General features: G+C 34.7%; 22 protein-coding genes. 9 read left to right on the top strand and 13 right to left on the bottom strand.

Annotated features, from left to right (window positions below):
- Positions 1-16 precede the first annotated feature (16 nt).
- The 5 genes from ACZ1JT_RS09950 to ACZ1JT_RS09930 form a co-directional block, all read right to left on the bottom strand.
- Entirely contained in the window at positions 17-1756 is a 1740-nt protein-coding gene (locus ACZ1JT_RS09950; protein ID WP_465093669.1) for an APC family permease, read from the bottom strand.
- A gap of 65 nt (positions 1757-1821) precedes the next feature.
- The gene (locus tag ACZ1JT_RS09945) at positions 1822-3099 is read right to left on the bottom strand and encodes a glycosyltransferase family 4 protein (protein ID WP_465093668.1); all 1278 of its coding nucleotides are present in this window, start codon (positions 3097-3099) and stop codon (positions 1822-1824) included.
- Positions 3100-3471 (bottom strand): fluoride efflux transporter CrcB, encoded by a 372-nt coding sequence (gene crcB, locus ACZ1JT_RS09940; protein WP_465093667.1) that lies wholly within the window; start codon positions 3469-3471, stop codon positions 3100-3102.
- Positions 3471-5915, bottom strand: a complete 2445-nt coding sequence (locus tag ACZ1JT_RS09935) for a YfhO family protein (RefSeq protein ID WP_465093666.1) — start codon at positions 5913-5915, stop codon at positions 3471-3473. The genes crcB and ACZ1JT_RS09935 overlap by 1 nt, the downstream gene beginning before the upstream one ends.
- A 101-nt stretch (positions 5916-6016) precedes the next feature.
- Positions 6017-6280: a hypothetical protein gene (locus ACZ1JT_RS09930; RefSeq protein ID WP_465093665.1), complete on the bottom strand. Its 264-nt coding sequence runs from the start codon at positions 6278-6280 to the stop codon at positions 6017-6019.
- 118 nt (positions 6281-6398) lie between these two features.
- Between ACZ1JT_RS09930 and ACZ1JT_RS09925 the strand changes: the two genes are divergently transcribed.
- On the top strand, positions 6399-7346 hold the full coding sequence (locus tag ACZ1JT_RS09925; protein WP_465093664.1) for a transporter: 948 nt from the start codon (positions 6399-6401) through the stop codon (positions 7344-7346).
- 6 nt (positions 7347-7352) lie between these two features.
- A complete protein-coding gene (locus tag ACZ1JT_RS09920) occupies positions 7353-8471 on the top strand; it encodes a GTP cyclohydrolase (RefSeq protein ID WP_465093663.1) in 1119 nt (372 codons plus the stop codon).
- A 62-nt stretch (positions 8472-8533) separates the two neighbouring features.
- Here the strand turns inward: ACZ1JT_RS09920 and ACZ1JT_RS09915 are convergent, their stop codons facing one another.
- From ACZ1JT_RS09915 to ACZ1JT_RS09905, 3 genes are all read right to left on the bottom strand, one after another.
- Entirely contained in the window at positions 8534-9799 is a 1266-nt protein-coding gene (locus tag ACZ1JT_RS09915; RefSeq protein WP_465093662.1) for an aminotransferase class I/II-fold pyridoxal phosphate-dependent enzyme, read from the bottom strand.
- 201 nt (positions 9800-10000) lie between these two features.
- Positions 10001-11557, bottom strand: coding sequence for a GNAT family N-acetyltransferase (locus ACZ1JT_RS09910; protein ID WP_465093661.1), 1557 nt, complete (start codon positions 11555-11557; stop codon positions 10001-10003).
- 150 nt (positions 11558-11707) lie between these two features.
- The gene (locus tag ACZ1JT_RS09905; RefSeq protein ID WP_465093660.1) at positions 11708-11905 is read right to left on the bottom strand and encodes a hypothetical protein; all 198 of its coding nucleotides are present in this window, start codon (positions 11903-11905) and stop codon (positions 11708-11710) included.
- Between the two features lie 295 nt (positions 11906-12200).
- On the opposite strand from ACZ1JT_RS09905, the gene ACZ1JT_RS09900 reads away from it, so the two are divergent.
- From ACZ1JT_RS09900 to ACZ1JT_RS09890, 3 genes are read left to right on the top strand one after another with little or no spacing between them, the layout of a single operon-like run.
- Complete coding sequence (locus ACZ1JT_RS09900; protein ID WP_465093659.1) at positions 12201-12959, top strand: hypothetical protein; 759 nt, start codon at positions 12201-12203, stop codon at positions 12957-12959.
- Between the two features lie 18 nt (positions 12960-12977).
- Positions 12978-13235 carry a hypothetical protein gene (locus ACZ1JT_RS09895; protein ID WP_465095289.1) on the top strand — a complete coding sequence of 86 codons (258 nt, stop codon included), beginning with the start codon at positions 12978-12980 and terminating at the stop codon, positions 13233-13235.
- Entirely contained in the window at positions 13222-13398 is a 177-nt protein-coding gene (locus ACZ1JT_RS09890) for a hypothetical protein (RefSeq protein WP_465093658.1), read from the top strand. The genes ACZ1JT_RS09895 and ACZ1JT_RS09890 overlap by 14 nt, the downstream gene beginning before the upstream one ends.
- A gap of 71 nt (positions 13399-13469) precedes the next feature.
- On the opposite strand, the gene ACZ1JT_RS09885 is transcribed toward ACZ1JT_RS09890, so the two are convergent.
- The 3 genes from ACZ1JT_RS09885 to ACZ1JT_RS09875 all read right to left on the bottom strand — a co-directional run bounded on the left by ACZ1JT_RS09885 (position 13470) and on the right by ACZ1JT_RS09875 (position 18277).
- Positions 13470-14135, bottom strand: a complete 666-nt coding sequence (locus ACZ1JT_RS09885; RefSeq protein ID WP_465093657.1) for an ATPase — start codon at positions 14133-14135, stop codon at positions 13470-13472.
- 838 nt (positions 14136-14973) lie between these two features.
- On the bottom strand, positions 14974-15813 hold the full coding sequence (locus ACZ1JT_RS09880) for an RteC domain-containing protein (protein WP_465093656.1): 840 nt from the start codon (positions 15811-15813) through the stop codon (positions 14974-14976).
- Between the two features lie 37 nt (positions 15814-15850).
- Entirely contained in the window at positions 15851-18277 is a 2427-nt protein-coding gene (locus ACZ1JT_RS09875) for an aminotransferase class I/II-fold pyridoxal phosphate-dependent enzyme (RefSeq protein WP_465093655.1), read from the bottom strand.
- A 227-nt stretch (positions 18278-18504) separates the two neighbouring features.
- Here ACZ1JT_RS09875 and ACZ1JT_RS09870 point away from each other — a divergent pair, with 227 nt between their 5' ends.
- The 4 genes from ACZ1JT_RS09870 (at position 18505) to ACZ1JT_RS09855 (ending at position 22034) form a co-directional block, all read left to right on the top strand.
- Positions 18505-18888, top strand: coding sequence for a DUF7793 family protein (locus ACZ1JT_RS09870; RefSeq protein ID WP_465093654.1), 384 nt, complete (start codon positions 18505-18507; stop codon positions 18886-18888).
- 17 nt (positions 18889-18905) lie between these two features.
- The gene (locus tag ACZ1JT_RS09865) at positions 18906-19814 is read left to right on the top strand and encodes a helix-turn-helix domain-containing protein (protein WP_465093653.1); all 909 of its coding nucleotides are present in this window, start codon (positions 18906-18908) and stop codon (positions 19812-19814) included.
- Positions 19815-20178: 364 nt separating this feature from the next.
- The gene (locus ACZ1JT_RS09860) at positions 20179-21666 is read left to right on the top strand and encodes a DoxX family protein (RefSeq protein ID WP_465093652.1); all 1488 of its coding nucleotides are present in this window, start codon (positions 20179-20181) and stop codon (positions 21664-21666) included.
- An 83-nt stretch (positions 21667-21749) separates the two neighbouring features.
- Positions 21750-22034 (top strand): DUF6520 family protein, encoded by a 285-nt coding sequence (locus ACZ1JT_RS09855; protein ID WP_465093651.1) that lies wholly within the window; start codon positions 21750-21752, stop codon positions 22032-22034.
- Between the two features lie 48 nt (positions 22035-22082).
- Here ACZ1JT_RS09855 and ACZ1JT_RS09850 read toward each other — a convergent pair whose 3' ends face one another.
- Both ACZ1JT_RS09850 and ACZ1JT_RS09845 read right to left on the bottom strand, forming a co-directional pair.
- Complete coding sequence (locus ACZ1JT_RS09850) at positions 22083-24713, bottom strand: S9 family peptidase (protein ID WP_465093650.1); 2631 nt, start codon at positions 24711-24713, stop codon at positions 22083-22085.
- Entirely contained in the window at positions 24713-26086 is a 1374-nt protein-coding gene (locus tag ACZ1JT_RS09845) for a RagB/SusD family nutrient uptake outer membrane protein (RefSeq protein WP_465093649.1), read from the bottom strand. Before ACZ1JT_RS09845 ends, ACZ1JT_RS09850 begins: the two co-directional genes overlap by 1 nt.
- Between the last annotated feature and the right edge of the window lie 5 nt (positions 26087-26091).

Here is a 26091-nt window from a genome sequence, read left to right as displayed (position 1 = left end):
TGCTCCGCGGATTTTTTTATAAGATTAATCGAACGCCTCCCAATTCGGCAACACGATAACTAAATCGGTCACCAGGCGAACTGATAAACATGAAATTTTTAGGTACATTCCACTCGGCGCTCAACTCTTCTATTAACTCGGGACCGAAAACACCAAGGCGAGTTACATATTCCATATCAATTCGCGGATAGGCACGGTCCAAAACTTTAAAATCTTTTAAGAATTCAACATCGGGTTCTTGTCCTTCCTTCAAGATGGTAACAATCTTAATTTTTTTAGTGATTTCATTTTCCTGAACATAAATCATTACCTTATTCAATGTTGCAATATCATCTCCTTTAGAAAAGAAAACAAATTCCTGCTCGTGAAGCTTGTTCACTTCTACTTGAATACGACGCTGGGTCACAATGGCTAATTTTCTATAACTGCTAGTCATACTTTGTATGGTTTCCATTATAAATTCCATAATATCTTTTCTGCCGAGCATAGCATAAATCAATAACATAGTAGGTGCAAAATACTGAAGGAATGTTACCAAATATTGCGGATTCGATTTTATGTTTCCATACAATGCAATTAAAACCGCAAATAATGCGACAATAACACTAAAATTACTGGCGTATTCCGGTCTGGGAAGCCTGCTTCTTCGTAACTTCAATAACATATTTCCAATTGCAAAAAAGGCCATAACCGTTAAAAACGACAATGTATACACTGCCGCCAATGGCCCAAGTTCTCCATTAGTTACAAACAATACAGACACACACATTAAAAAGAAAAGCGTTAAAATTCGGTAACTACTTCCTCGACTGTTTTCTTTAAGAAAAAACTGTGGCAAAATTCTATCTAGAGTCATACGTTTTATTAAACCGCCAACCCCAACAAAAGAAGTTAATACTGCCCCACTTAACACGGTAACCGCATTAATTGAAATTAACATCGATAACCTGCTTCCGCCTGTTAAAGTACCAATATGACTCAACAATGAATTTTGATGAGCACCAACGTCGCCAATAGGCAAAACACAAATAGCTAAAAATGCAATTAGCGGATTAAGCACAGAAACGGCTATCCACATGTTTCGAAGTGTTTTTGGAAAAACACCATGTTCTTGTTCTTCAACAAAATTGGCAGAACTTTCAAACCCAGAAATTCCAAGCATTGCAGCACTGAATCCCATAAATAAAGCCGTTAGAATTCCACCTCCGGCTACTGGGAGTGTAAAATTATCTTTCAAAACACCAAAACCATGTTCGCAAACAAAATAAATACTAAACCCTATTAAAAGTGTCATCGTAGCTAAATGGAATAAAAAGATAACCAATGCTACTATTGCGCTTTCGGAAATTCCTAAAATGGTTAAACAGAGAAAAAGCAACAACAACAAAAAAGTAGCAATATTTACGCTAAACTCTGGCCAAATATGATGTAAATAATGCATGGCTTCACTCGCAGAAATTACAGCTGTGGCCATATACGACAAAATAGTCAAACAAGCGGCCAATGATGCATTACTCTTACTGGAAGTATTTAAAAGCACATTGTATGCCCCTCCGTTTAAAGGTAATGCCCCTACAACTTCACCATAAATTTTACGAAACAAGTAAAGTACTACAGCAACAAACAATAAAGCAAGCCAAGCGTATTGACCTGCAGCAACAATTGTTAACGCTGAAACATACAAACAAGAAGAAGTGATATCATTACCGCAAATTGCGGTTGCATACCATACGTTTAGTTTTTTTGAAACCGACATAAATGAAATTTAATTATAAAGGAGTATACTTTACAATTTACAAATTTCTTTTAGAATAGCTAGTATTATGTAAGAAGAGTTGCCAAATGCTCCGTGAGCTTCTTTCGGCTATATTGCTGTAATCCAACAGGAAAGACCTTTAGGTTATTTTCTAAATACAAATTAAAATACTGAAGTAGTGTAGCTTTCACTTTATCTTTTTCTTGATAAAGGCAAAAAACACCTGTATTGGTTTGCTGAAGGAGTACTGAAAAATCGGCATCTTTAGGACCAATGGCTAAAATTGGTCTTTCGGAAACCATATATTCAAATAATTTTCCTGGAATAATGCTCTTGGTTTCATCGGAATCAATCTCAATCAAAAGTAAAACCTGTGATTTTCTTTGCTGAATAACCGCTTCTTCATGAGAAACATAACCCAAATTATTTACATAATCGGAAAGCTGAAATTTGGATATGGAATCTAAAATTTCCTGACTCACTGCTCCAAGTAATTTAAGTTCAAAATATTGACGAAATTTTTCATTTTCATCAAGAAGTTCACGAACAGCTTGCCAAAGTATGATTGGGTTTCGTTCCGAAAGAAATGAGCCAATGTGAGCTACCGAAAATTTTTCATCCAAGGTGGGTCGGCCAACATTTTCGACATCATAACCATTGGTAATAACATGAATTGGCTTTGTAGTAATTGCTTCGAATTCTTTTTTAGTTGTTGGACTAGTTACCAAAAGAAAATCGGCAGCATTCATCACTTTGTTTTCCATTTCTTTATGCTTTTTAGCTGAAGAATCAGAAAGTTTTAACGCCTTATGATAGCCAATGGTTGTCCAAGGATCACGAAAATCTGCAATCCATTTAATATTTAGGTTTTCTTTTAGTTGCAAACCGATTAGATGCAAACTATGTGGTGGACCGGTTGTAATTATAGTATCAATTCCGTTTTCTTGAATGTATCTTGAAAGATAGTTTACTGATGGCTTTACCCATAACACACGGGCATCGGGAATGAACAAATTACCGCGAACCCAAAGCATAGCTTTTTGTATAAACGATTGTTTTTTTTGATTCGGAATAATACCGGAACTTATTTTTTTGGTACTTTTTTTAGAAAAAACAGAAGCCCAAGCATAGGGCTCAATAATTTTATTTTTAAGAATCGTTACGTTAGAAGGCACTTCAGCAAGCAACTTTTCGTCTAGTAACGGATATGTAGGGTTTTCGGGAATATAAACAATAGGCTCGATATTAAAATCGGGTAAGTACTTTACGAATTTCAACCAACGTTGTACGCCAGGTCCGCCAGCCGGTGGCCAATAATACGTTATGATGAGTACTTTTTTCATTTATAATTTAGAAATCATTAATCCAGTCCAAGTTGCAGACAATCCTAGAATCACAGACAAACCAATATACAGTAATGCGGTTCCTATTTGGTTGGATTCCAGCAACTGAACATTTTCATTAGAAAACGTAGAAAAGGTTGTAAATCCACCACAAAACCCTGTGATTAAAAAGAATTTAAAATCGGAGTTGGTAATATTATTTCGTTCTAACAACCCAAGAAAAATACCAATCAACAAACAACCTAAAATATTAGCTGTAAAAGTAGCATACGGAAAAAAAAGCTGTGTGTATTTATTAATAAACTGGGCTGTTAGGTACCGAAAAACACTACCTAAGCCTCCGCCCAATGCTATTAACAAAAGTATTCGCATTATGCTTCGTTTTCTTTACGTTTTCTTATTTCCATATAAATCCCGACACCAATAAGTGCTAACATTCCTAAGAAGCTGACTAAGGAAATCATACTTCCGGTTTTTACCACTTGTGGCTCAAATTTGAATTCGATGGTGTGTTTTCCTGCCGGAATATTCAATCCTCTTAATACATAATCAACATTTAAAATGGTTGCTTCTTTACCGTCAATAGTAGCAATCCATCCTTTTGGATAATAGATTTCAGAGAAAACTCCAAAACCAGCATTGGTATTGTTTGATGTATATTTTATATAGTTTGGTTTGTATGAATTTAATTGAATTGTTGCTAGAGAATCTTTTTTGAAGTTAGCAGACATTGACTTTATTGTCATAGCATCGTTTGAAGCAAAACTAATAACAGCTTCTTCTTTAGACTTTAATTTATCCAATGCTTTCATTTCTTCATCAGCAGTGTTCACATCTTTCACTTTTGAAACAAACCAAGCATTACCATTTGCATTCGGATTTATCATAGGAACATCTTGTCCTTGTTGGTCTTTTTGAATAATGTATTTCACATTCAACATATTCAAAGCCTCAATATTATTTTTTGCAATTTGATAATCGAATAGCTGTTGCATTTTTCTAGGCTTTGCCGCATGATATCCTCCTATTGAATTGTGAAAATAAGAAGCTCTTGCACTAGTCATTCCGCCTTCAACTTCAAAAACCCGATAATGTGTGGTGTCTTTTAAAATGTGTTCATCAGCCGGAGTTGCTTCAAAAGGTAAATCTGCTTGGCGAGCTGAAACAAAGCTGTCGTTATTTACATAATTTTTATCAATGAAAAACAAATCACCAACCATTAAAACCCCAACAATAAGTATTGCATTTAATTCTGATACTTTATTTTTAAGGAACAACCATAATGTTCCAGCTGTAAGCAGTATTAAAATTCCTGAACGCATTAAATCGGAAGTATACATTTCCTGACGTTGTAGTTTTAAAGCATCTATAAATGGAGGTCCCATTTCACCATACATTTGCAAGTACATACGGTCGCTACCTCCGGTAAAATTAAACATGCCTTTAAAAACAAACAGTAAAACTATTATACCTAAACTTACTGCAGCCGTTTTCCATAAAGCAGCAAAACGTTCTTTTTCATCCGATTTAAAAAATGACTGTAATCCTAATATTGCCATAACTGGCATACACAATTCTAAAATTACTTGAATAGAAGAAACCGCTCTGAATTTATTGTACATCGGTACGTAATTAATAAAGAAGTCGGTTAATAAAGGGAAATATTTACCCCATGAAAGCAATAATGAAAGAATTGCTCCAGCTAGGAAAGCATATTTTACTTTACGTTTATCAATAAATAAGGATAACACAAACAAAAAGAAAACAATTGCACCAATATATGCAGGTGCGGCTACTATAGGCTGATCTCCCCAATAGGTTGGTACAGCCGAAGAAAAATCTTTTGCTTCAGATGGACTTGCTCCTTGCGACAGAACAAAATCATACATGGGAGAACCTTCTCCAACACTTTCATGATTTGAACCTCCAAACAATCGTGGCGCAATTAAATTTAAACTTTCAGCTATACCATAACTATACTCAGTAATATAGTCGTATGACATCGCATTCGTATTTTCGGCTTTTTTACCATCTGGTGCAAAACTAAGTTCACTATCGCTACGTGTTGAATACTTAGCGTATTCTGAAGTTGTCATTAAATTGGTTGCATTAACACCAACTGCCAAAATTCCAGCTACAAGAAAAACACCTGCGGCTTTCCATAGCCCTTTAAAATCTCTTTCTTTTAAATACTGAATTTTATAATACCCAACAATTGCCAAAAGTAAAAACAACAAATAATATGTCATTTGAAAATGGTTCGCGTTGATTTCGAGAGCTGCAGCCAGCATTGTAACCAAGCCACCAACCAAATATCTTTTTCGCATCACAAGAATTACCCCAGATACTACCATTGGCATATAGGCAATCGCATGGGCTTTTGCATTATGACCAACTCCGAGAATAATAATCATGTACGTAGAAAAACCAAAGGCTAAGGCTCCAAAAAAGGCTTTAAGCGTATCAACCCTTAGTACTCGCAATAAAACGAAAAAGCCAAGGAAATATAAAAATAAATAATCTGCCGGTCTAGGTAAAAACCTAAAAACTGCGTCTATTTTTTTGATGTAATTGTGTGGATAATTAGCCCCTAATTGATAGGTTGGCATCCCTCCAAAAGCACTGTCTGTCCAATACGGTTCTTCCCCGGTTGTTTTTCTAAAATCATTCTGTTCCTTAGCCATACCTGTGTATTGTGCAATATCACTTTGGTATATTTTTTTACCCTGCATTACCGGATAAAAATAAAGTAAGGAGATAACCGTGAAGCCTATAACGACTAATAAATAAGGATAAATCTTGTTCAGGTTTTTCATAAGATAGTGCTGAATTAGCTTAAAAATCAGGCTAAAATAACAATAAAAACCCTTTAAAAAAAGAAAACGAATAACTGGCTTGTTATTCGTTTTTATAATTTTTATTCAATTTCTTCAAAATCAATATACTCTCCTACTTTTTTCTTCTCTTTGGGCATTTCTGTAGTAGTAGATTGTTGGCTATATTGCTGTGATTGTTGCTGTTGATAATGCTGCTGTTGTTGCTTAAAATTTTCTTCAGCTTTTTTTACTACCTGCTGAAAAAGATAAGGAGCTAAAAGTCTCATTAAGAACTTCAGTGCATAATAAATAAAAAATAACCAAAGTAGTGTACGTATTAATCCTGTAAAAGATGCCGTTTCCATATTCAAACAAAAATTTCTCAAATTTAAGCAAAGCTAACTTTAAAAATTGGTTTGAATTCTTAAAATAATAATAAAAATGCTATTTTTGAAAGCATAATAATTCGAAACACATACCATCATGCGAAACATAAAATCAAAAGTACTTGCCTTTTTACTTTTTACATCCACAATCACCTACGCGCAATATACCGAAGAAATCAACACCAACCGTCCAGGAAAATCATTTGGAGCTTACTCAATTGGAAAAACGGTTATTCAGGCAGAATCGGGCTTGTATTTCACCAAAGAAAAACACGATTTATTGGATTATAGTGCTAAAGGATACGGATTAGATTTAGCGTTGCGTTATGGTGCATTTTTAGAACAGTTAGAATTTATTGCCGAAATGCAATACCAAAATTCGAAATACGAAACACCTTATGGTAATGAAACCCGAAGTGGATTTAAACAACTAATCGTAGGTGCCAAATATTTAATTTACGATCCGTGGAAAAATTACAAGGAAAAAGTAAACGTATACAGCTGGAAAGCCAACCACCGTATAAAGTGGCATAACTTCCTACCGGCCGTTGGAGTGTATGCAGGAGCTAATTTCAATCTGGGCGATAATCCGTTCACTTTTCCAACCGATCCAAGTTTTAGTCCGAAAGTAATGGCTATTTTACAAAATCACTTTGGTAATAAAACGGTACTTACCACCAATATTATAGCCGATAAATTTATAACCGATTATCCTTCTTATGGATATATTTTAACGTTAAGTCGTGCTGTTGGAGAACAATGGTCGGTTTATATCGAAAATCAAGGTTATAAAAGCGACTGGTATGCAGACAGTGTTTTACGCGGCGGTGGTGCATTCTTACTTAAGAAAAACATGCAAGTAGACGTATCTGTAAATACAAACTTCAAAAACACGCCTTCAATTATGGGGTTTGCTGCTGGTTTTTCATGGCGATTCGACAAAAATTACAAGCCTATAGAAATCAAAGAAGGAAAAGAAGTTAAAGGCGATTCTAAAGGAAAAGCTATGGAGAAAAAGAAAAAACGTACAGACGAAATTCAATAAAAAAATATGATTACCCTAAAAGAAGTTAGTTCTAAAAAAGAAATGAAAGATTTTGTAATGTTTCCTTTCGAACTATATAAAAACAATACTTACTGGGTTCCTCCAATAATTTCTGAAGAATTATCCAATTTTGATAAAAATACAAATCCGGTTTTTAAACACGCAGATGCGCATTTTTACTTAGCATATAAAAATGACAAAATTGTTGGCCGAATTGTGGCTATTATAAATTGGGAAGAAGTTAAAATACTCAAGAAAAACAAAGTGCGATTTGGGTGGTTTGATGTGATAGACGACATTGAAGTTACTAAAGCATTATTAGAAAAAGTTATCGCGTTTGGAAAAGAAAACAAAATGGACCACATGGAAGGTCCGATAGGTTTTTCAAATTTGGATAAAGTTGGGGTTTTAAGTGAAGGATTTGAAGAAATTGGAACCATGATTTCTTGGTATAGCAACCCTTATTACATTGATCATTTTGAGCAATTAGGCTTAACCGTTGACAAACAATTTATTGAAAGTGTTTTCCCGTTTGACAATGTAAAACCGGAAATGTTTTTGCGCGCTAGTAAAATGATAAAGGAACGTTATAAATTACGTGTAAAAACCTTCCAAAAATCTAGCGAAATAATGCCTTATGTAGATGAAATGTTTGATTTATTCAACACTACATACGCAAAACTACAATCGTTTGTGCCAGTTCCTCCTGAACAAATAGAATACATTAAAAAGAAAAATATTGGTTTTATAAATCCCGAATACATTAAATTTATTTTGGATGAAAACAATAAAATGATTGCGTTTTCTATTGTAATGCCCGATTTTGCAGAGGCACTTCAAAAAACAAAAGGAAAATTATTCCCATTTGGATTTTGGCATTTGTTAAACGCAAAAAATAATTCGAAGAATGTTGTATTCTATTTAATTGGAATCTTACCCGAATACCAAAGCAGGGGTTTAACTGCTTTAATATTTGAAGAATACTACCGCGTTTTTAAAGATAAGGGAATTAAAAACTGTATTAGAACTGCCGAATTAGAAGAAAATCATGCCATTCATAATTTGTGGAAAAACTTTAACCCAACCATTCACAAAAAAAGAAGAACATACCGAATGGATTTATAATATATTCTGAAAATAAAAAAGGCAGCTTAATAAGCTGCCTTTTTTATTTTATAATTCAAAAACTATTCTGCAGAAACATCTACTGTAGTTTTTTCAGCAATTGCTTTGTAGGTTCCGTTAACTAATTTCTCACGAATAGCCTCAAAAGCAGCTAACGTTTCGTCGATATCTTTTTGAGTATGAGAAGCTGTAGGAATCATACGCAATAAAATAATTCCTTTAGGAATAACTGGATACACTACTATAGACAAGAAGATTCCGTAGTTTTCACGCAAATCATTTACCATTACCATAGCTTCAGGAATAGATCCTTCAAGGTATACTGGAGTAATACAAGTATTGGTATCGCCAATATTAAATCCTCTAGCTTTTAATCCGCTTTGTAATGCATTTACATTAACCCATAATTTATCTTTAATTTCAGATGAATTACGCAACAATTCCAAACGTTTCAGTGAACCAATTGTTTGAATCATTGGCAATGCTTTAGCAAACATTTGTGAACGCAAATTGTATTTTAAATAATCAATTATATCTTTATCGGCAGCAACAAAAGCTCCAATATTTGCCATCGATTTAGCAAACGTAGAGAAATACACATCAATTCCGTCTTGACAACCTTGCTCTTCACCAGCACCAGCACCTGTTTTACCAAGTGTACCGAAACCATGTGCATCGTCAACCAATAAACGGAAATTGTATTTTTCTTTCATGGCAACAATCTCTTTTAATTTTCCTTGTTGACCACGCATTCCGAAAACACCTTCTGTAATGAATAAAATTCCACCACCTGTTTCCGTTGCCATTTTTGTAGCACGTTGCAGGTTTTTCTCCATACTTTCAAGGTCGTTGTGCTTGTAGGTAAAACGTTTTCCCATATGCAAACGAACCCCATCAATAATACAAGCATGAGAATCTACATCGTATACAATAATATCGTTTTTAGTAACCAATGCATCAATAATAGACACCATGCCTTGGTATCCAAAATTTAGCAAATAAGCTGATTCTTTCATTACAAAAGCAGCCAATTCTCTTTCTAATTGCTCATGATAATTGGTATGTCCAGACATCATACGTGCTCCCATTGGATAAGCTGCTCCGTATTTTTGTGCTGCTTCAACATCTGCTTTACGAACTTCAGGATGATTTGCCAATCCTAAATAGTCATTAATCGACCAGTTTAAAATCTCTTTACCATGAAATTGCATTCTTGGTCCCAACTCACCTTCCAACTTAGGAAACACATAATATCCTTCTGCTTGAGAAGCCCATTTTCCTAACGGACCTTTATTGTTTTGTATTCTTTCAAATAAATCTTTAACCATAATTCAAAAGTGTATATTTCTGATTTTTAATCGCTCCAAAAGTAATTATTTCTGTTTTGCTATCATAAATTTTTTAGATAGATTTTCTTTTATTTTTAAATTATTGTATTTATTAAGAAATACTTTATTTAAAAAACAGATTTCACGACTTTAAAACATCATAATTCTATTCAGAAACATACTAAAACAATACCAAACAACTTATGTGATGTTGCTATTTAAACCGTTGGGAGTTTCTCCATTTACTTTAAATTGAATGGAATACAAATCGGTACGTTTGTCCAATAAATTTTTAACACTTCCGTGAAAATGAAGATTTTCCAGCAAACCTAAATCAATATCCGAAATAAGAACCATCTCGGTATTAGCTGTGGCTTCACTTTTTATTCCGTTGAACGGAAAAGCAAAATCACAAGGTGTAAAAACTACAGCTTGCGAATAATGTAAATCCATAGCTTCAACTTGCGGCAGGTTTCCAACACTTCCTGTGATGGCAACAAAACATTCATTTTCAATGGCTCGTGCTGCAGCGCAATGACGAACTCTCATATACGCATTGTGCGTATCTGTTAAAAAAGGCACAAACAAAATTTGAATTCTATCTTCTGAAAGCAATCGGGCTAATTCCGGAAATTCCACATCATAACAAATTAATATACCTATTTTACCCGCGTCTGTATCGTATGCTTTTATCGTGTCTCCTCCTTTTAATCCCCAATATTTTTCTTCATCGGGAGTAATATGAATTTTTTCATATATATCGATCTTACCATTTCGATGACACAAAAAACCAACATTTTTAAGTCGGTTTCCTTCCATAAAAGGCATACTCCCTGTAATGATATTAACATTATATTTAATTGCCCATTCGCTAAATTGATCCCGAATTTGTTCGGTGTATTCCGATAATTGACGCATGGCATCGGCTTCATCTTTACTTTCTAGCAACGCCATCATAGGCGCATTAAAAAACTCAGGAAAAACAGCAAAATCCGACTTATACGACGATACTGAGTCAATAAAATACTCCGCCTGTGTAAACATTTGCTCCAACGAATTGTAATACCTCATCCCCCATTGTATCATCCCCAAACGAACGTTACGCGTAATTCGTTTAAGTTCGATTTCAACATCATCAAAATACACATTATCCCATTGTAGCAGGGTTGCATATTCGCGACTTTGAGCATCATCAGGCATATAATTGGTAAGCACTTTTTTCACATGAAAATCGTTACTTAATTGAAAACTCAAAACCGGATCATATATTTCTTTTCGTTTAACTTTTATAATATAATCTTTGGGACTCATTTCTTGAGCATGATGATGGTAATTCGGGATTCTTCCTCCAAAAACAACGGCTTTTAAGTTTAATTTTTCACATAACTCTTTACGAACATCATAAAGTCTTCTTCCTAATCGTTTTCCTCTGTAATCCGGATGAATAAAAACTTCTATGCCATAGAGCACATCCCCTTTTTCATCATGAGTAGAAAAAGTAAAATTTCCAGTAATATCTTTATAGGTGTGATTATCGCCAAATTTTTCGTAATTCACAATGATAGACAACGCACAACCAACAATTTGATCGTTAAAACAAACTACAAATTGCCCTTCTGGAAATTTTTTTATAAGTGTGTCTATCGAATTGAAAGACCAAATATTCCCGCGCCAATTTTTATAGGCGGCTTCCATGGTTTCAATAAGTTGTTTGTAATCGTCTAGTTGTAATTCTCTAATTTCAACAATATCGTTCATAAGTATGCTTTTTGGGATTCATAAATACTACGCAAATAACTATCGTGATGAACACAACATCATTGTAAAACATAAAAGGAGGAATAACAAATTTAAGAAATACCTGCCTCTTTACGAAGTAATTGGTGACTTTTTAGAGAAAAACCATTTTCATAAAAAACTATCAACCAATTGCTTACTCAAACCTGTATACTCACAAAAATCGTCAACACTAACTAGATTGAATTTTGATTTATTTTGCTCTTGCTTGATTTTTTGTAATAAACGTGCACTTTGTCTGTAACTCTTTCCTGTTATGCTTTGTACGTCTTTGGGATAAATGCATAATCTTTTTGGTGCTTTTTTCATACACTATCTACGGCTTATCTGTAAACTATCCTTTCTTAAACTATTTTACTTAATCTAAAATTGCTGCTAAAATATCTAAAATAGTCATCGGTTTTAGGTGATGCTTTGGAAATTGAGTTGACATTTATACTCACTTTGTCTTTATGTGCCATTTGTGTACAACTAGTACCGTTATGCTCTACATCACATGAAACTAAGCGGGATAATTTGAATTTTTGCCCTGGAATGAAATTAAAACCGTTGCAACAACTTTGATTTCAAAGCAAAATGAAGTTTCACTTAAAAATTAAAAATTATGGCCAGACAGAAAGGCATATTTAAAATTAAAGGTACCATAGGAGATGTTACTTTTTACAAATCCGGAGATGGTTATTTAGTACGTGAAAAAGGTGGTATTGATGCTAATCGAATTGCTAGCGATCCAGCTTTTCAAAGAACTCGTGAAAACGGTTCAGAATTTGGAAGAGCCGGAAAAGCCGGAAAGATTTTACGAACCGCTTTACGCCCTCTTCTACTTAACTCTGCAGATCACAGAATGGTAAGTCGATTAACACAAAGCATGATGAAGGTAATTCAAGCGGATGCCACCAGCCCGAGAGGACTTCGCAATGTAATTGATGGAGAAGCTGAATTACTTTTAGGATTTGAATTCAATATTCGCGGAAAATTAGGCACTACCCTATTTGCTCCTTTTGTACCAAATATTGACCGAGCAACCGGGGAACTTAAAATTGATATCCCTTCGTTTATTCCTACTAACATGGTCGTTGCCCCTAGTGGAACAACTCATTACAAAATTTTATCCGGAGGCGCGGAAATTGATTTTGAGAATGAAACCTATGTAATGAATCTCTCGGAAACTGCCATCTTACCTTGGAATGCTACAGCCACAGCGGCTATCAGTCAAACCAATATGGTTACTACAAACTCGACAAAACCTTTATTTTTAACATTAGGTATTGAATTTTATCAAGAGGTAAACGGACAGATGTATTCTTTAAAAAATGGTGCATTTAACCCGTTATCAATTGTAAAAGTAGACAGTGGTGTTTAATTTAAAATCTTGACATTTATGAATGTAATTGAAAGAGCAAAAGCTCCAACTCCAAAGTTTTTTAAACTGCTACGTAATGTAGGACTAGTATTATTGGCTGTAAGCGGTGCCATTGTTACTGCACCAGTTGCTTTACCTTTGACTATAGTAACTGCTGCTGGCTATGCTGCAGTTGCTGGTAGTGTATTATCTGCTGTAAGTCAGATTACAGTTGATGATGTAAAATTAAAAAATAATACTTCACAAAATAATGCCAATATATATGGAGACACCTAATACACACTATCCATGTACGATTGGAGGAACTTTGCTTTGCATTGCATCTACTATATCCTCTTCCGATATTCTAAAAACAATTGTTTTAGCAATCTTAGGAGCCATAATTAGTTTTGTTGTTTCCTTAGTAATGGAACTAATTATAGGTAAAAGAAAGAAATAACATTTTTAAAGTAAAGCCCAAACTATTCAAGTTTGGGCTTATTTTAATAATCAATATAAAGAGTCAAACAATTAAGTTTTATCTCTTTTATCCTTTGAATGGCAATCAAAACCTACAACATTAAACATTTCTCTCATACGAGAACGAACATTAGTCCCATAATTTTTTTCAATTTCAGATGCTGATAAATTTGTAGTTATATGTGTTATAATTTTATATTCATTAAATTTTTCATAACGGCATAAAAGTATTTCAGCCATTACATTACAATTGTTACCAAAATACTTTATTTGAGACTCTGCCCCTAAATCATCAAAACAATAACCTGATATACGATTACTACTTGTTGTATTTTGAATATAAGGCAGCAAAGAATCGAAACCATTTTTAGAAAATTCAAATGCTATTTCACGAGTCGTTTTAATTTTATAATCATATTTTGCTGTAAAAAAGGGTTTCATCAAGTGCATAATTGAAGTTTTCCCACAACCCATTGGACCTGATAATAAAATTCCTTTATTTAAATCGAGACCCAATTTTTCGGCATTTCTTTCATCTTTTATAGCATAAATAAGAAGCTTTAGAATTGTTACTTTGTCTTCTTCATAAATTTTAAAAGCCTGACCATAGGTTTGTTTACCCTGTTTTTCCAAATATTTAAAACAACGCTGTAAACTATATTCCCTAAAATTGTTTTCTACTTTATATGTATTACTGATATCAAAGTGGCTCTTCATAGTTTTTATGTGTTAGTTTATGCAAGTGATTAGATTGATTTTTAACATTTGATTTTATATTATTTGACAAGTTTGTTATGTTTCTATTGTTTATAGAAGGTACCATTACTTGTCCTACAGTTGTATCTCTATGTGACTCCAAGCTGTTCGGAAGATGGCCTATAGCTTGTCCTATTTTTGGACTAGTACTACTCTTGTATGCTTGCTTGTTAGGCTGTTCAAAATCGAGCATATGTACACTACTTCCTTTTAATGGATTATTAGAAGGATAGTAAATCAAGTATTTCTTGTCATGTAGCTCCTGCATGCATTTGTGATACGTTGACTTTGAGCCAATTTTACTAATTTGCATGACTTCATTTCGTGCAATACTTATTGGATTATGAAACCTATTGAGATTCCAAAACTGAAAAAGTGCCATGTAAAGACTTACGTGTGTTGCGTTAAGTGAATGGTCTTCTGATATCCTATAATAATAGGCTGTCATATGTTTTATGTAATTCATAATTATAAACTTTAAACTTATCTTGTTCGAACAGAGCAAAAATGTGAAGTAAATTTTTCATTTGTTCGTAGTGAAAAACGTAGTTACGAGAAAGTTTAACAGTTTATTTGCTTAATGCTTTGCTATTTAGTGTAGATATAAGATGCAAATAATTAGATTGTCTTTTCTTTTACCTTAGAAAGAAAAAGAAAAACCACATAAGAAAATAAGCCAAACCCTAATTTCCTGAACTTAACTATAATAAAACAGTTGTATATTCAAAAAGGATTTAGCTTATTATTTAAATCAAAAGACCTTCGTTTAATTTTGTAGATAGGATTAAAAAACCTAAAGTTAAATCCCTTCTTCTTTATGGATTTTTTTATGGAGATTAAGCATTAATTCTTCAAGAAATTTTGTTTTACTGCTCTTTCTTTCTTTTATTTCGTTGTATGTTTTATAAACATTATCGAGTTTGATGTTGAAAAAATCCTCGAATGAAGATGTTATTCGATTGATATCTGCAGCACCGTGATTTAGTGCTCCATTAGAGTAAAGCGCGTAAATCAATTCAATTAAAGCGGTTTTAGAAGCTGTCCAAACTAAAACCTTATGTGTTTTTTCTTCAAAAATTTCAGCATTGTTAACCTTTAGATTCTTTAATGCCTCCCTTATGTAATGCATAAAACGATACATAGCTTTCACTTTTGCCCAAAGCATATCCTGAGCTGTGGAAAACTCGGGAAACTGATAATAGTCTGTCATAGGTGTAAATGGAAAATTATCTCTTTGATTGCGCGTAAAAAACTGATGATCGAGATAACTGTAACCCTGTTCCATATAGTGTACAAAATCTGCATTTTTATAAAAGAACTTATTTACTTTTTTCAACTCTTTTTGAAGGTACTCAATTTTGTATGAAGTACCTGCCTTGGGCATTCTTAACTCGCACGAACGGACTTCGGTAAAATAAATGAGGTAACTCATTGGGACAGGCTTGTAATTTTTAAAAAAATCAATTTCATCTGGTACATTTTCAAAATCATGCTGTTCTACTTTATCTTTTAGCACCGAAAGTGTTCTGTTACATAACTGAATACCTTCGTTTGCTTTTTTTAAATGATTATCGTTTGTCTCTAAAATGGCATTGCATTTTTGATTGAAATCGTCAATGTGTGCTGTAATCGTTTTCATTTGTTGTGTTTGGCTAATAGTAAGCATTGTTGGTCTATTACTTTATTTCGTTTTGTATACTGTTTAATGCTTCGAATGCATAATTATCTTTGGCTTGTATGTAGGCTATTTTTGGCGTTATTTTCGCTCCGAGTTTTCGTTTTTCGAAGGTGGCCGAAAATCCAAAATCAATTTTTGAATACCCTAAAGAATTGGCTCTTTTAATAATCTGAAACAATAACTGACGGTATAAATTCAATTCCTGAACATAACTGTAATTCATACCTATTAATGTTGGAACATAAGTCCTATTTAAATTTTTGTATCCAAATACGACACCAACCATTTCAGGTTTTACGGATTCATTCTCTTTTAAGTACAGTACAATAAACTCCCATGAACTATAATTGTTCATTTTTTTGAAAACGCTCAATGGATTAGTGAAAGTGTTGATTGCAAAATTGTTCTCTTTTACATTAATGTATAACTTATAGGCTTTTTCTAACTCCAAATCTGATAAACTACTTTTGACCTGAATATCAAAGCAAGATTCAAAAGGAAAGATTTCTTTATTAAAGTGTTTTCTGGAACGGGGTGACAGTTTCTTAGTAAAATCTTCAATTGTTGACCAAGTATTATCTGTTACTGTGCAAGTTTCCGGCATATCTACTTTTATAAAGCCTTGATTGTGCAGCAAATCATTCCAACTATTATTTGATTCAAAATCTCTCAATACCAGCATATCTGCATTTATATCATGGTACACCTCCTCTACTTTTGAAAGCAACAATTTGATTGCTTCGTTATATAAAGGATGGTTGTTATTGCAATAATAATGTTGCCCTTCTGTAAAAAGCGAGCCCATACTCACTACTTTTGAGGTGTGGTATAATTGATTTGATTTCCGTTTTTCTTCTAATTGCTTTGAAACGGATTCCGGTAACAACATATCGTCTTTCCATAACGCACAAGTGAAGAAAGTGACTAAGACCGGAGTGTTCTTTTTATCTCTTACAATCAAATAGTAAAAATCCCAATTGTCTTGTGGAATAGGATTATTCTTGAAAGCATCTTCTAAATAGCACATTCCTTCCCAATCAAATACACTTTGACCTCCCAATACAATATTCCAAAACTCTTTATCTATGTTGTGAATTGATGTTTCAAACTGGAATTGCAACAACCCGGAATCAGCGGTTTCCTTTTTGATTTTATAACATGATTTTTCGAGTCGAAAACTTCTTTGAATTTTATCAAAACTGTTATCTGTTTCTTCCAAAGCTTTTGGCAAGTGAAATTGTAACGCATCTACTAAAGCTTTAATATCTTCTTTCTGATTGTGTCGTGATATCGTTATGCGAATACCTGTATTCTTAACCGGAACGGCAGGATATAAACCCGGATTCACAAAAAAACCTTCTTTGAAAAGCTTTTGAGTAAGATTGTAAGCAGTTACAGGCATACCCGTCCCAATGAAGAAAACCGGTGAATCATTCTTAACAATTAGCGGCACATTTGAATCTTCTAATAATGAATTGAAATAGATTATTCTTTCTGTTAATTCATTTTGCATTACTGTGATTTCAGGTGATAAATGAATATCAGCTGAACGAGATGCAGCTGCGAGTGAAGCCGGTTCCAGTTGTGCGGAAAATGTTAGCGGTCCACCAAAGTTTTTGATTTTCTCTCTTAGCTTCTCGTCTGAACAAATAAGCGTTGCTCCACTTGCTCCAAAAGTTTTGCTTAAAGTGGTGACGATTAAAACATTGTTTGGTAATTGATTAAATGAGTCGGATACATATCCTGTACCATTTTTACCTTTCCAACTCATGCCGTGAACATCATCAAAATACAAATGCAACTGAGGGTATTTCTGGGTTAGTTTTATCAATTCCGAGATTGGTGCGAAATCACCAAACATTGAATAAACACCATCAGCCATGTACCATATTTTTCCGCTTCTGTTGGTTAGTTCTTTTATTATGTCTTCTAACATATTGAGGTTATTATGGCGAACCATTTCTACAGGAATCCCTCTTAGTTTTAGCTGGTGACATGCATTTTGCACGCTCCAGTGTACTTGATGATCTAAGATAACCGCATCTTCATCGCGAACCACTGTTGGAATAACTGCCAAATGCCCTAGTGTACTGTTTTTTGTAATCACAGGTGTTATACCATACATCTTTTCAATTTTGGCTTCTAATTCGGCATACAATGGATTTGATATATACGTTTTGGAAAGCGGAAACTGTGTCCCGAATTTTTGAATTGCATTGATTGCAGCTTGCTTAATTCTTTCATCCTGCTCTAAACCGAGATACCCGGTTGTTCCGAAATGATACATTTGCTTTCCATGTATTTGCAATGTTCTGCCATTTAAGAAGGAATCTTCAGCATACAAATGAAGTACACCTTCATTTTTAGCACCCGAGATGACACCATTTACGGTGTCGATAAAGTTGTTGTGTTTAATTTTAGCCATTTTTGTTTTGATTAGTAGCGTGTTACGTTTGGGTTATTAAGGCGCCAAAATTGTAGATAAATTTTGACGTCTTTTATAGTAATTTGCGCTTACTCCTATTTTGACAACTCAAATTCCCGAATTGACAAACACTAATTGATTTTAGGGACAATTAGGTTGTTTTGTAAGTTTTTTAATCCATTATTATTTTTAATTTTGCAGTATTGTACCATTTTATCTGATACATCATGAATGCAGCTCATGATTGTTATGAAAATATGCATGCTCGATTTTGGATTTCGCATGGCATTCTCTATTTTGAATATAAGCCGGATACCGTTATTACTTTAACTGTAGCCCGTAAAGTCGTGTCTGACCGTATTCGATTTCAAAACGAAATGATTTATCCTGTTCTTTGTGATATTAGAGGTATAAAAGATTCAGACAAAGCCGGCAGGGATTATCTTGCCCAATTTGGTTCAGTACTCACCAAAGCGGTTGCTATTCTTGGCAATCCGCAAGTTTCTGAAACCATGAGTGATTTTTATCTGAAAGTGAATAAACCTACTATCCCCACTTCTTTTTTCACTAATGAAGAGATGGCATTGGCATTCTTGAAAACTTATTTATAATTAAATATCAGTGTTTTATGAATAGGGAAATCAACCAGAAACGGATTCACAGCATCCGGCAGATGTTGCTTGAAATGGCCAGTGGCAATTTTAGTCTGCGAATAGCACGAACCGATGAAGATGATGAATTGGAGTCTTTAACGGTGCTTATCAATATGGTGGCTGAGGAAATGCAGGAAACATTGTTTCCTAAAGGCTATATCAATACGCATCATTTACAGCAAAACCTGACTAGCGTGAGTTTTATTGTTGATGAGGAGTTTATTATTTTCAACAGTACACACGAAGCATACACTCTTCTAAAATACGATACAGTTTCTTTTGATGGATTGAAATTCACAAGGCTATTAACGGACACTTCAGCCCAAAACTTTGGTAGATTATTACCCACTATATTAGCCAATGCAAAGGTTTCTACTCTTTCATTAAGCTATCTTACTTCTGATCAAAAAGAAGTTGTATCACTATTTAGCAGTATATCGAGAATCTCAAATGATAACCGATTTATTATCCATTCTATTTTTATTGATTCAACGGAAAATGAAAACACTCAAGAGGATTTCAATTCTGCCTTACGATTACCCAAAACGAGACGTGACGATGCTAAACTAATGCAACAGCTTTATGATTATATTTTATCGAATTTAGAAAACCCACTCCCCTCACTAAAAGAGCTTTCCAAAATTTTTGGAACCAATGAACACAAACTAAAAGAAGCTTTTAAATACTTCTTTAATACAAGTATCTACCAATTCTATAATGATGAACGGCTGAAAAGAGTTCATTTACTTATTGAGAAAACTAATATGCCTTTGAAGAGCATTGCCTATATGAATGGTTTTAATACGTATCCTAATTTTTCAAAGGCTTTTAAGAAGAAGTATGGGTACCCGCCTACTGATTTGAAAAGGGATTTCAGTAAATGATTTTGATTTACTAATTACTTGATGTATCAGTATTCTAAATATAAATTTTCTTTTGTCTTGACACAAAAGAAACAAAAAGTCAAGACTTGAACGCTCCACCTAAAAAATAAAACCGACTCCTAAATTATCCGAACTCGCTAACGCTCAAACAGCGGATAATTCTTAACGGAATCGGCTTTATTTTTCTTAACGGCTGCGCGTTCTAAGGTCTGGTTTTACCAAAGACGTTTAATGTTATTCGTATTTCATAATTTTCTATCTTGATTCAATTTCTCCTTTTTGGACAAATCATTGTCCCGAATTGAAAAGCCTTTATTAATTGTATTTCAGAATTTTACATCATTAAATCAAATGAATTAATGTTATGAAACTGAATGCAACTTTTAGAACCATATTGCTTGAAAGTATTTGTTTACTGTATGTTATTTTGTTTGTTTACGCGGCTTTAAGTAAACTACTTGAATTTGACAACTTTCAGGCGCAGCTTGGACAATCCCCTCTTTTAAGTGCTTTTACGGGGTTTGTGTCTTACAGCGTACTTGGGACTGAGCTTATCATTGCACTACTACTTTGTTTTCCTAAAACCCGGTACCTTGGTTTGCTATCTGCTTTAGGGCTGATGGTTCTTTTTACTGCTTATATCGTAATCATTTTGAATTACTCCTATTTTGTACCGTGTTCCTGTGGTGGTATTTTGGAATCGCTTGGATGGAAGGAACATCTTGCTTTTAATATCGGTTTTGTGGTTTTGGCATTGATTGGTTTGTTTCTTGTTACAACTAATGCACGCAAAACAATCCTTCAGCTCTCTATTATTTTTCCCTCTTGTATTGCAATTATGGTTGGGCTTTATATGGCTTCGGAGCGGACCATGCATCAGGAAAATCCCTTTATCCGTAGGTTTATCCAAGGTTCGGCATTTAAGACTGATGAAGCAAAGTTGATTAATAACTCGCAATACTTTGCCGGTTCTGATAATGAAACTGTTTACTTAGCCGATCATTTAGCTCCTTTGCACATTACCGCTTATGACACCACGTTAAAAACCAAGAAACGATTTAAAATTGAGCTGGAACGTGAAGATTTTCCTTTTCACACTGTTCAAGTGAAAGTATTCCCTCCTTATTTTTATTTGATGGATGGTACCGTTCCGATTATCTATCGCGGTTTGCTATTGGATTGGAAAGGAAAAATCCTGATGAAGCCGAATGGATATTATTTCTCGAAAGCGGAAGTTACTACACCGACAACTGTCGTATTCCGAGCTCAAAATATAAATAACGGGAACAATGTATTAGGAACATTTCAATTTGATGATTCTTTGAAAGTTACTTATGCTCCTAAACTTTTAGAAAAACAAGTTGACGGTTTTTTTGATACTGACGGGACTATGACATTTGACAACTTAACCAAAAAATTTATATACACTTACTATTACCGAAATCAGTTTATTGTATCTGACCCGAGTTTAAAACTTGATTATCGTGGTAAGACCATTGATACTATTAGTCATGTAAACTTTAAAACTGCCTACATAAAGGAAACCAAACAACGAAAAATGGCTTCACCTCCTCTTACAGTAAATCAATTGACTGCTTTTTCAAACGGTTTGTTGTTTGTAAATTCTAAAATTATTGGTCGCTATGAAGCTAAAGAAATGTGGCAGCAAGCTTCTATCGTGGATATTTATAACACACAGAACAATTCTTATTTATCAAGCATTTACATCTATCATGTGGGAAAAGCAAGGCTACAATCGATGTATGTTATAGGGGATAACCTATATGCCATTATTGGCTCCAACTTGCACCGATACCATCTGAATACAAATCTTATTCGTAAAAAGACTTAAAAGTATACCGGCCGGTACCAGGACTGAGATCGAAAACCTGTAGAAAAGAGTAGATCAAAAAACCATATCTAAATTTTATTATTATGAAAACAATTGCAAAAGTGATTTTGCCAGTTTTGGCATTCACCATGGCCAGCGCAGGTGCTATCAGTACTAATGACGCAAAAGTTAAGAAAGCTAAAAAACCTGTTTTAATTACGGGATTCATTCAAAATCCTTCCCCATCAAATTGTTTGGAAGTTGCTATTGATTGTACTCCCGTAAACACCGGACAGTTTTGTATGTCGAGCGAGGCAACTCCTAGACGTGTTTGGTTAAAAAACGCAGCTAATCAATGTAGTTTGAACCTGTATAAAGTGATTCACTAATACAGAAAAAACAAAGTGCCTCCACAAAACAAGGGAGGCACTTTACATTTATTTTATTCCATTCTGAATCCAATTTGCTGCCGGTTCTTTCTTGAGAAAATGGTCGAACCATTCTTGGATGCGGTTGGATAAATCTATTTGATTATTAGTATTAACAAAGATGTGACCATCATTGGGATACCTGAGCATAATGTGCTTTTTGTTTAATCTTCGCAAGGCAATGTATAAAGTTAAGGCTTGTTCCGGTAGTACGTTTTCGTCCTCTAAACCAGCCCAAGTTAATAAAGGGGTATTTATCCCAGCTGCCTGCATTAAGGGTGAATTATTGAGATAACCTTGCGGATCATCAAAAAATGATTTTCCCATACGGTATTGCTGGCTTTCATAACGCCAAGCGTCTATTTTATTGTCTTCTTTATTAAGTGTGAAATAATGTCTTGCAACATCGGAAACTCCAGCACCGCTAACAGCGGCGGAAAACAAATTGGTTTGGGATATAATGTAGTTGGTTTCGTAAGCCCCGAAGGATTGCCCCTTTAATCCTATTTTCCCCTGTTCTGTAAACCCCATTTCTATTACTTTATTAACCGCCGTAGTTACACAATCTAAAGCTGATTTTCCCGGACTTCCTTTTTGAAATTCAATATCCGGCAACAATACAAAATATCCTTTTGAAGTAAAGTTGGTAATGTTTAAACCAATGGGGTTGCTGAGTGTTGGGTTTACATATTGGTTTAGTTCCCGTGATACCGTATCGTAAATCCAGACTATCATGGGATATTTTTGACCCAGCTTGTAATTTGCCGGATAAAACAATGCTCCGTTTAGTTGATTTCCTGAGGGCGCTTTGAAGTGTATCATTTCTGACTTACCCCACTGGTAACGAAAATGTTGTGGATTACTTATAAACAGTTCTTTATCTTTATCTTTCGCATTTTTTCTGAATATGATTGTTGGTGGATTATCAAACTTTTGTTTTTCGTATACAAACGCTTCACTTCTTTTGGATTCAATAATACGACTGGACAATGATTCGTCTATAACCAATTCAGAAAGTCTTTTATCAGGGCTTAGTCTATAGTATCCCGAATTGCCATTATGATGATTAAATGCTGTGAGGATAATACTTTTTGTACTATCTATGTTATTATCTACCAAACCTGAATAATTTCCCTGTCCTACAACCTGCTTTTTTTGGAACCTGAAGCGGGTATTATTTTCCTTACCTTGGGTAAGTCTTTCTCTTTTTTTACCATCTGCTGCAATACACCAAATATCATAATAGTCGTAAAGTAAAACTGCTTGATTATCCTGTGTCCATCCTGCCAAACCCCAAACATTTAATTGTGCTCCCGGATCTGTTTTACTGTTGTCCCAATCTGCATTCAATCCCTTTGTTAGATTAGTGTGGGTTCTTTTTAGAATATCATAACACCACCAATTTCCTTGTTTGAAATAAATGATATATTTACCATCAGGTGAAACTCTAATCATTTCCTCTTGACCTGATTGTTTTTCCAAGAGCTTTATTTTATTTCCGGTTGCCAGTTCCGTGAGGTAAAAGTCTCTGTCTGCAAAAAGTTTGTATTCGGGTTCGTACTGCATTGGATTGGCAGTTATGACGTATCGTTGATTTCCGGTTAACATTACCCATGATTCTTTCTCTGAAGTAATTGTCCTTACTATTCCAGATTTTGGCCACCATACTGCCAATAATTGCGGATTGCCTACTGACGCTCTTAATTTTCTTTCAGGGTATATCATCTTGTCGTTCGCATTCCATATTTCAACATCCTCGAAGTTTTCTTTATCAGGTTTTTCGAGTGTGCTTTGTATTCCGAAAAACACTTTGCTCCCATCGGTTGAAAGTTTTAATACAATGTTAGAATTGGTATCTATTCTAAAGTCTTTTGGAAAACCTGAACTTGTTTCATTTAAGCTGTAGCACTTATTTTCTTTACTATTGAAATACACTACTTCGGATTGTTTATCGCCTTTAGTACTTGTTTGATACAGCACTACATCTTCCCCATTTTCCTGCCAAGTTAAAGCGCTGTAAACTGTATTTGCATTTTTATAAACCAATTTAGTTTGTGGCTTTGCAACAAGACTGATTATAGTAACCGAAGGTATACTATCTGTTGTTGTGTACAAGATTTTTGTCTTGGCCTCATTCCAAACATAAAGACTAATTTCATCGATGGCTTGCAATAGTTTCCCCTGAATATTTCTAATGCCAAGCGTTTTACTTCCAGTTGGTGTTGGTTCTTCAGTAATGATATAATTCCCATTAGAGGTTATCTCGTAATTGGAAACATTTGTTATGCCGGTTTCTGTTCCTTTTGAAAGGTTAAGCAGTATCAGGTTGTTGTTTTTGCGGTATGCAAAAATGTTATCCTGTATGAACCTGCCGTCAAAGGATTTGGCCAGTATATATTTTTTTTCGATTTGGGTGTTTGAGACAAAAAGGGTATCAGCGCCTGATGGGTAGGACATAGTATAACTTACCCATTGGCCGTTATCTGAAATAGCATGGGTTTGTAACGTGCCCCATAAGTGATAGTCTTTTTCGGTAAGCGGGATTTTGGTTGCTACCTGCCCCATTACAGGGCAGGGCACCAACCCAAATATGAATACAGCTACTATACTGCAAACAACTTGTAAATATGTTTTTTTCATTAGTATCCCGGGTTTTGTGTCATGTTCGGGTTTGCCAGTAATTCGGTTTCGGGAATTGGCCAATGAGCATCTGTAGTATTCCAACCGGGTTTGTTTGGACTTAGTTCTGTGTTTAAACGTCCTGTTCGTTTGAGGTCGAAAAAACGGTGACCATATTCGGTAAAAAATTCTAAACGGCGTTGTGCCATGATTTCATCGAATAACGATGCTTCGGTGGTTGCTGGCGTATCTGGTAAGCCTGCAGTATTTCGAATTAGGTTTACATCTGATTTTGCCCCAATCTCGTTTCCTTGTTTTAACCTTGCTTCTGCCCTAATTAAATACTGTTCTGCCAGACGGAAGATTACCGAATATTCTAAAGACGTTCCGGTATTAGTGTTTTGCTTGTACTTGTAGGCGTGATACCAAGTATTTGTTCCGTCTGTTATTGTGTTTATCCAGTGGGACTTTCGAAGGTCTGTTGGTTCAAAAACTGTAACTAAGTTTGGATTTAACCCGACAAATGGCGGTGGACCGCTTGTGAAAATAAAAACCGAGGCTTCGTCTGTATTGTTACCAGCCAGTTTTGGAGCGAACTGCCAAATGGTTGCTGTGCTTTCTTTGAGGAAGATTCTATCTAAATCAGGTTCCCAAATGTAATCGGGATTATCGATAACTTCTGTTGCCATGGTTTCGGCAAGCAACCAATTTTCCTGATACAAAAATACTCTTGCCAGTAATGCTTTGGCGGTGGCTTTATTCGGGCGGACGCGCTCCGAGGTTAGATAACTCTGCGGTAAGAGTTCCGCAGCCTGAAGTAAATCTGAAACTACCTGTTCATATACCTGTGCTTTTGAAATACGCGTCGCTAAACTATTTTGCTGATAATCTGTAGTGGTAATATAAGGCACATCGTTAAAGAGATTAACCAAATAAAAATGTACCAGTGCTCTTATAAAAAGTGCTTCGCCAATAAACAGATTTTTATCTGATTGCGAAAGTTTAACCGATTGCTGGCAACCTTCTATAACCGCATTGGCACAATAAATTTGATGGTAGCCATCATTCCAGAATTGTCTTGCGGTTGGATTGGACGCCATTAGGCTGTTGTTGAAAATATGGGATACATTCTCGTCGGCGGTGCCATAGTACAATAACTCGTCTGTGTACAAACCAAGGTTTACAGAAGTACCGAGTGATGAACCCGTAATTAATCCGTTATCACGGAGTTTGGCGAAGATATCCGATACGGCGGCGTTGGCTGTATTTCGGTCTTCGAAAACCACTACGCCGGTAAGTTGGTTTTTTGGTGTGTCGACTTCGACAAAATTCTCGCAAGCCGTTGTTACTATTAACACCATCAATAAACAGTAAATTATAATTGATTTTTGCATGATGA

It is taken from the genome of Flavobacterium sp. IC2-16, from assembly GCF_055521455.1.
This window is presented reverse-complemented; position numbering and strand designations above follow the sequence as displayed.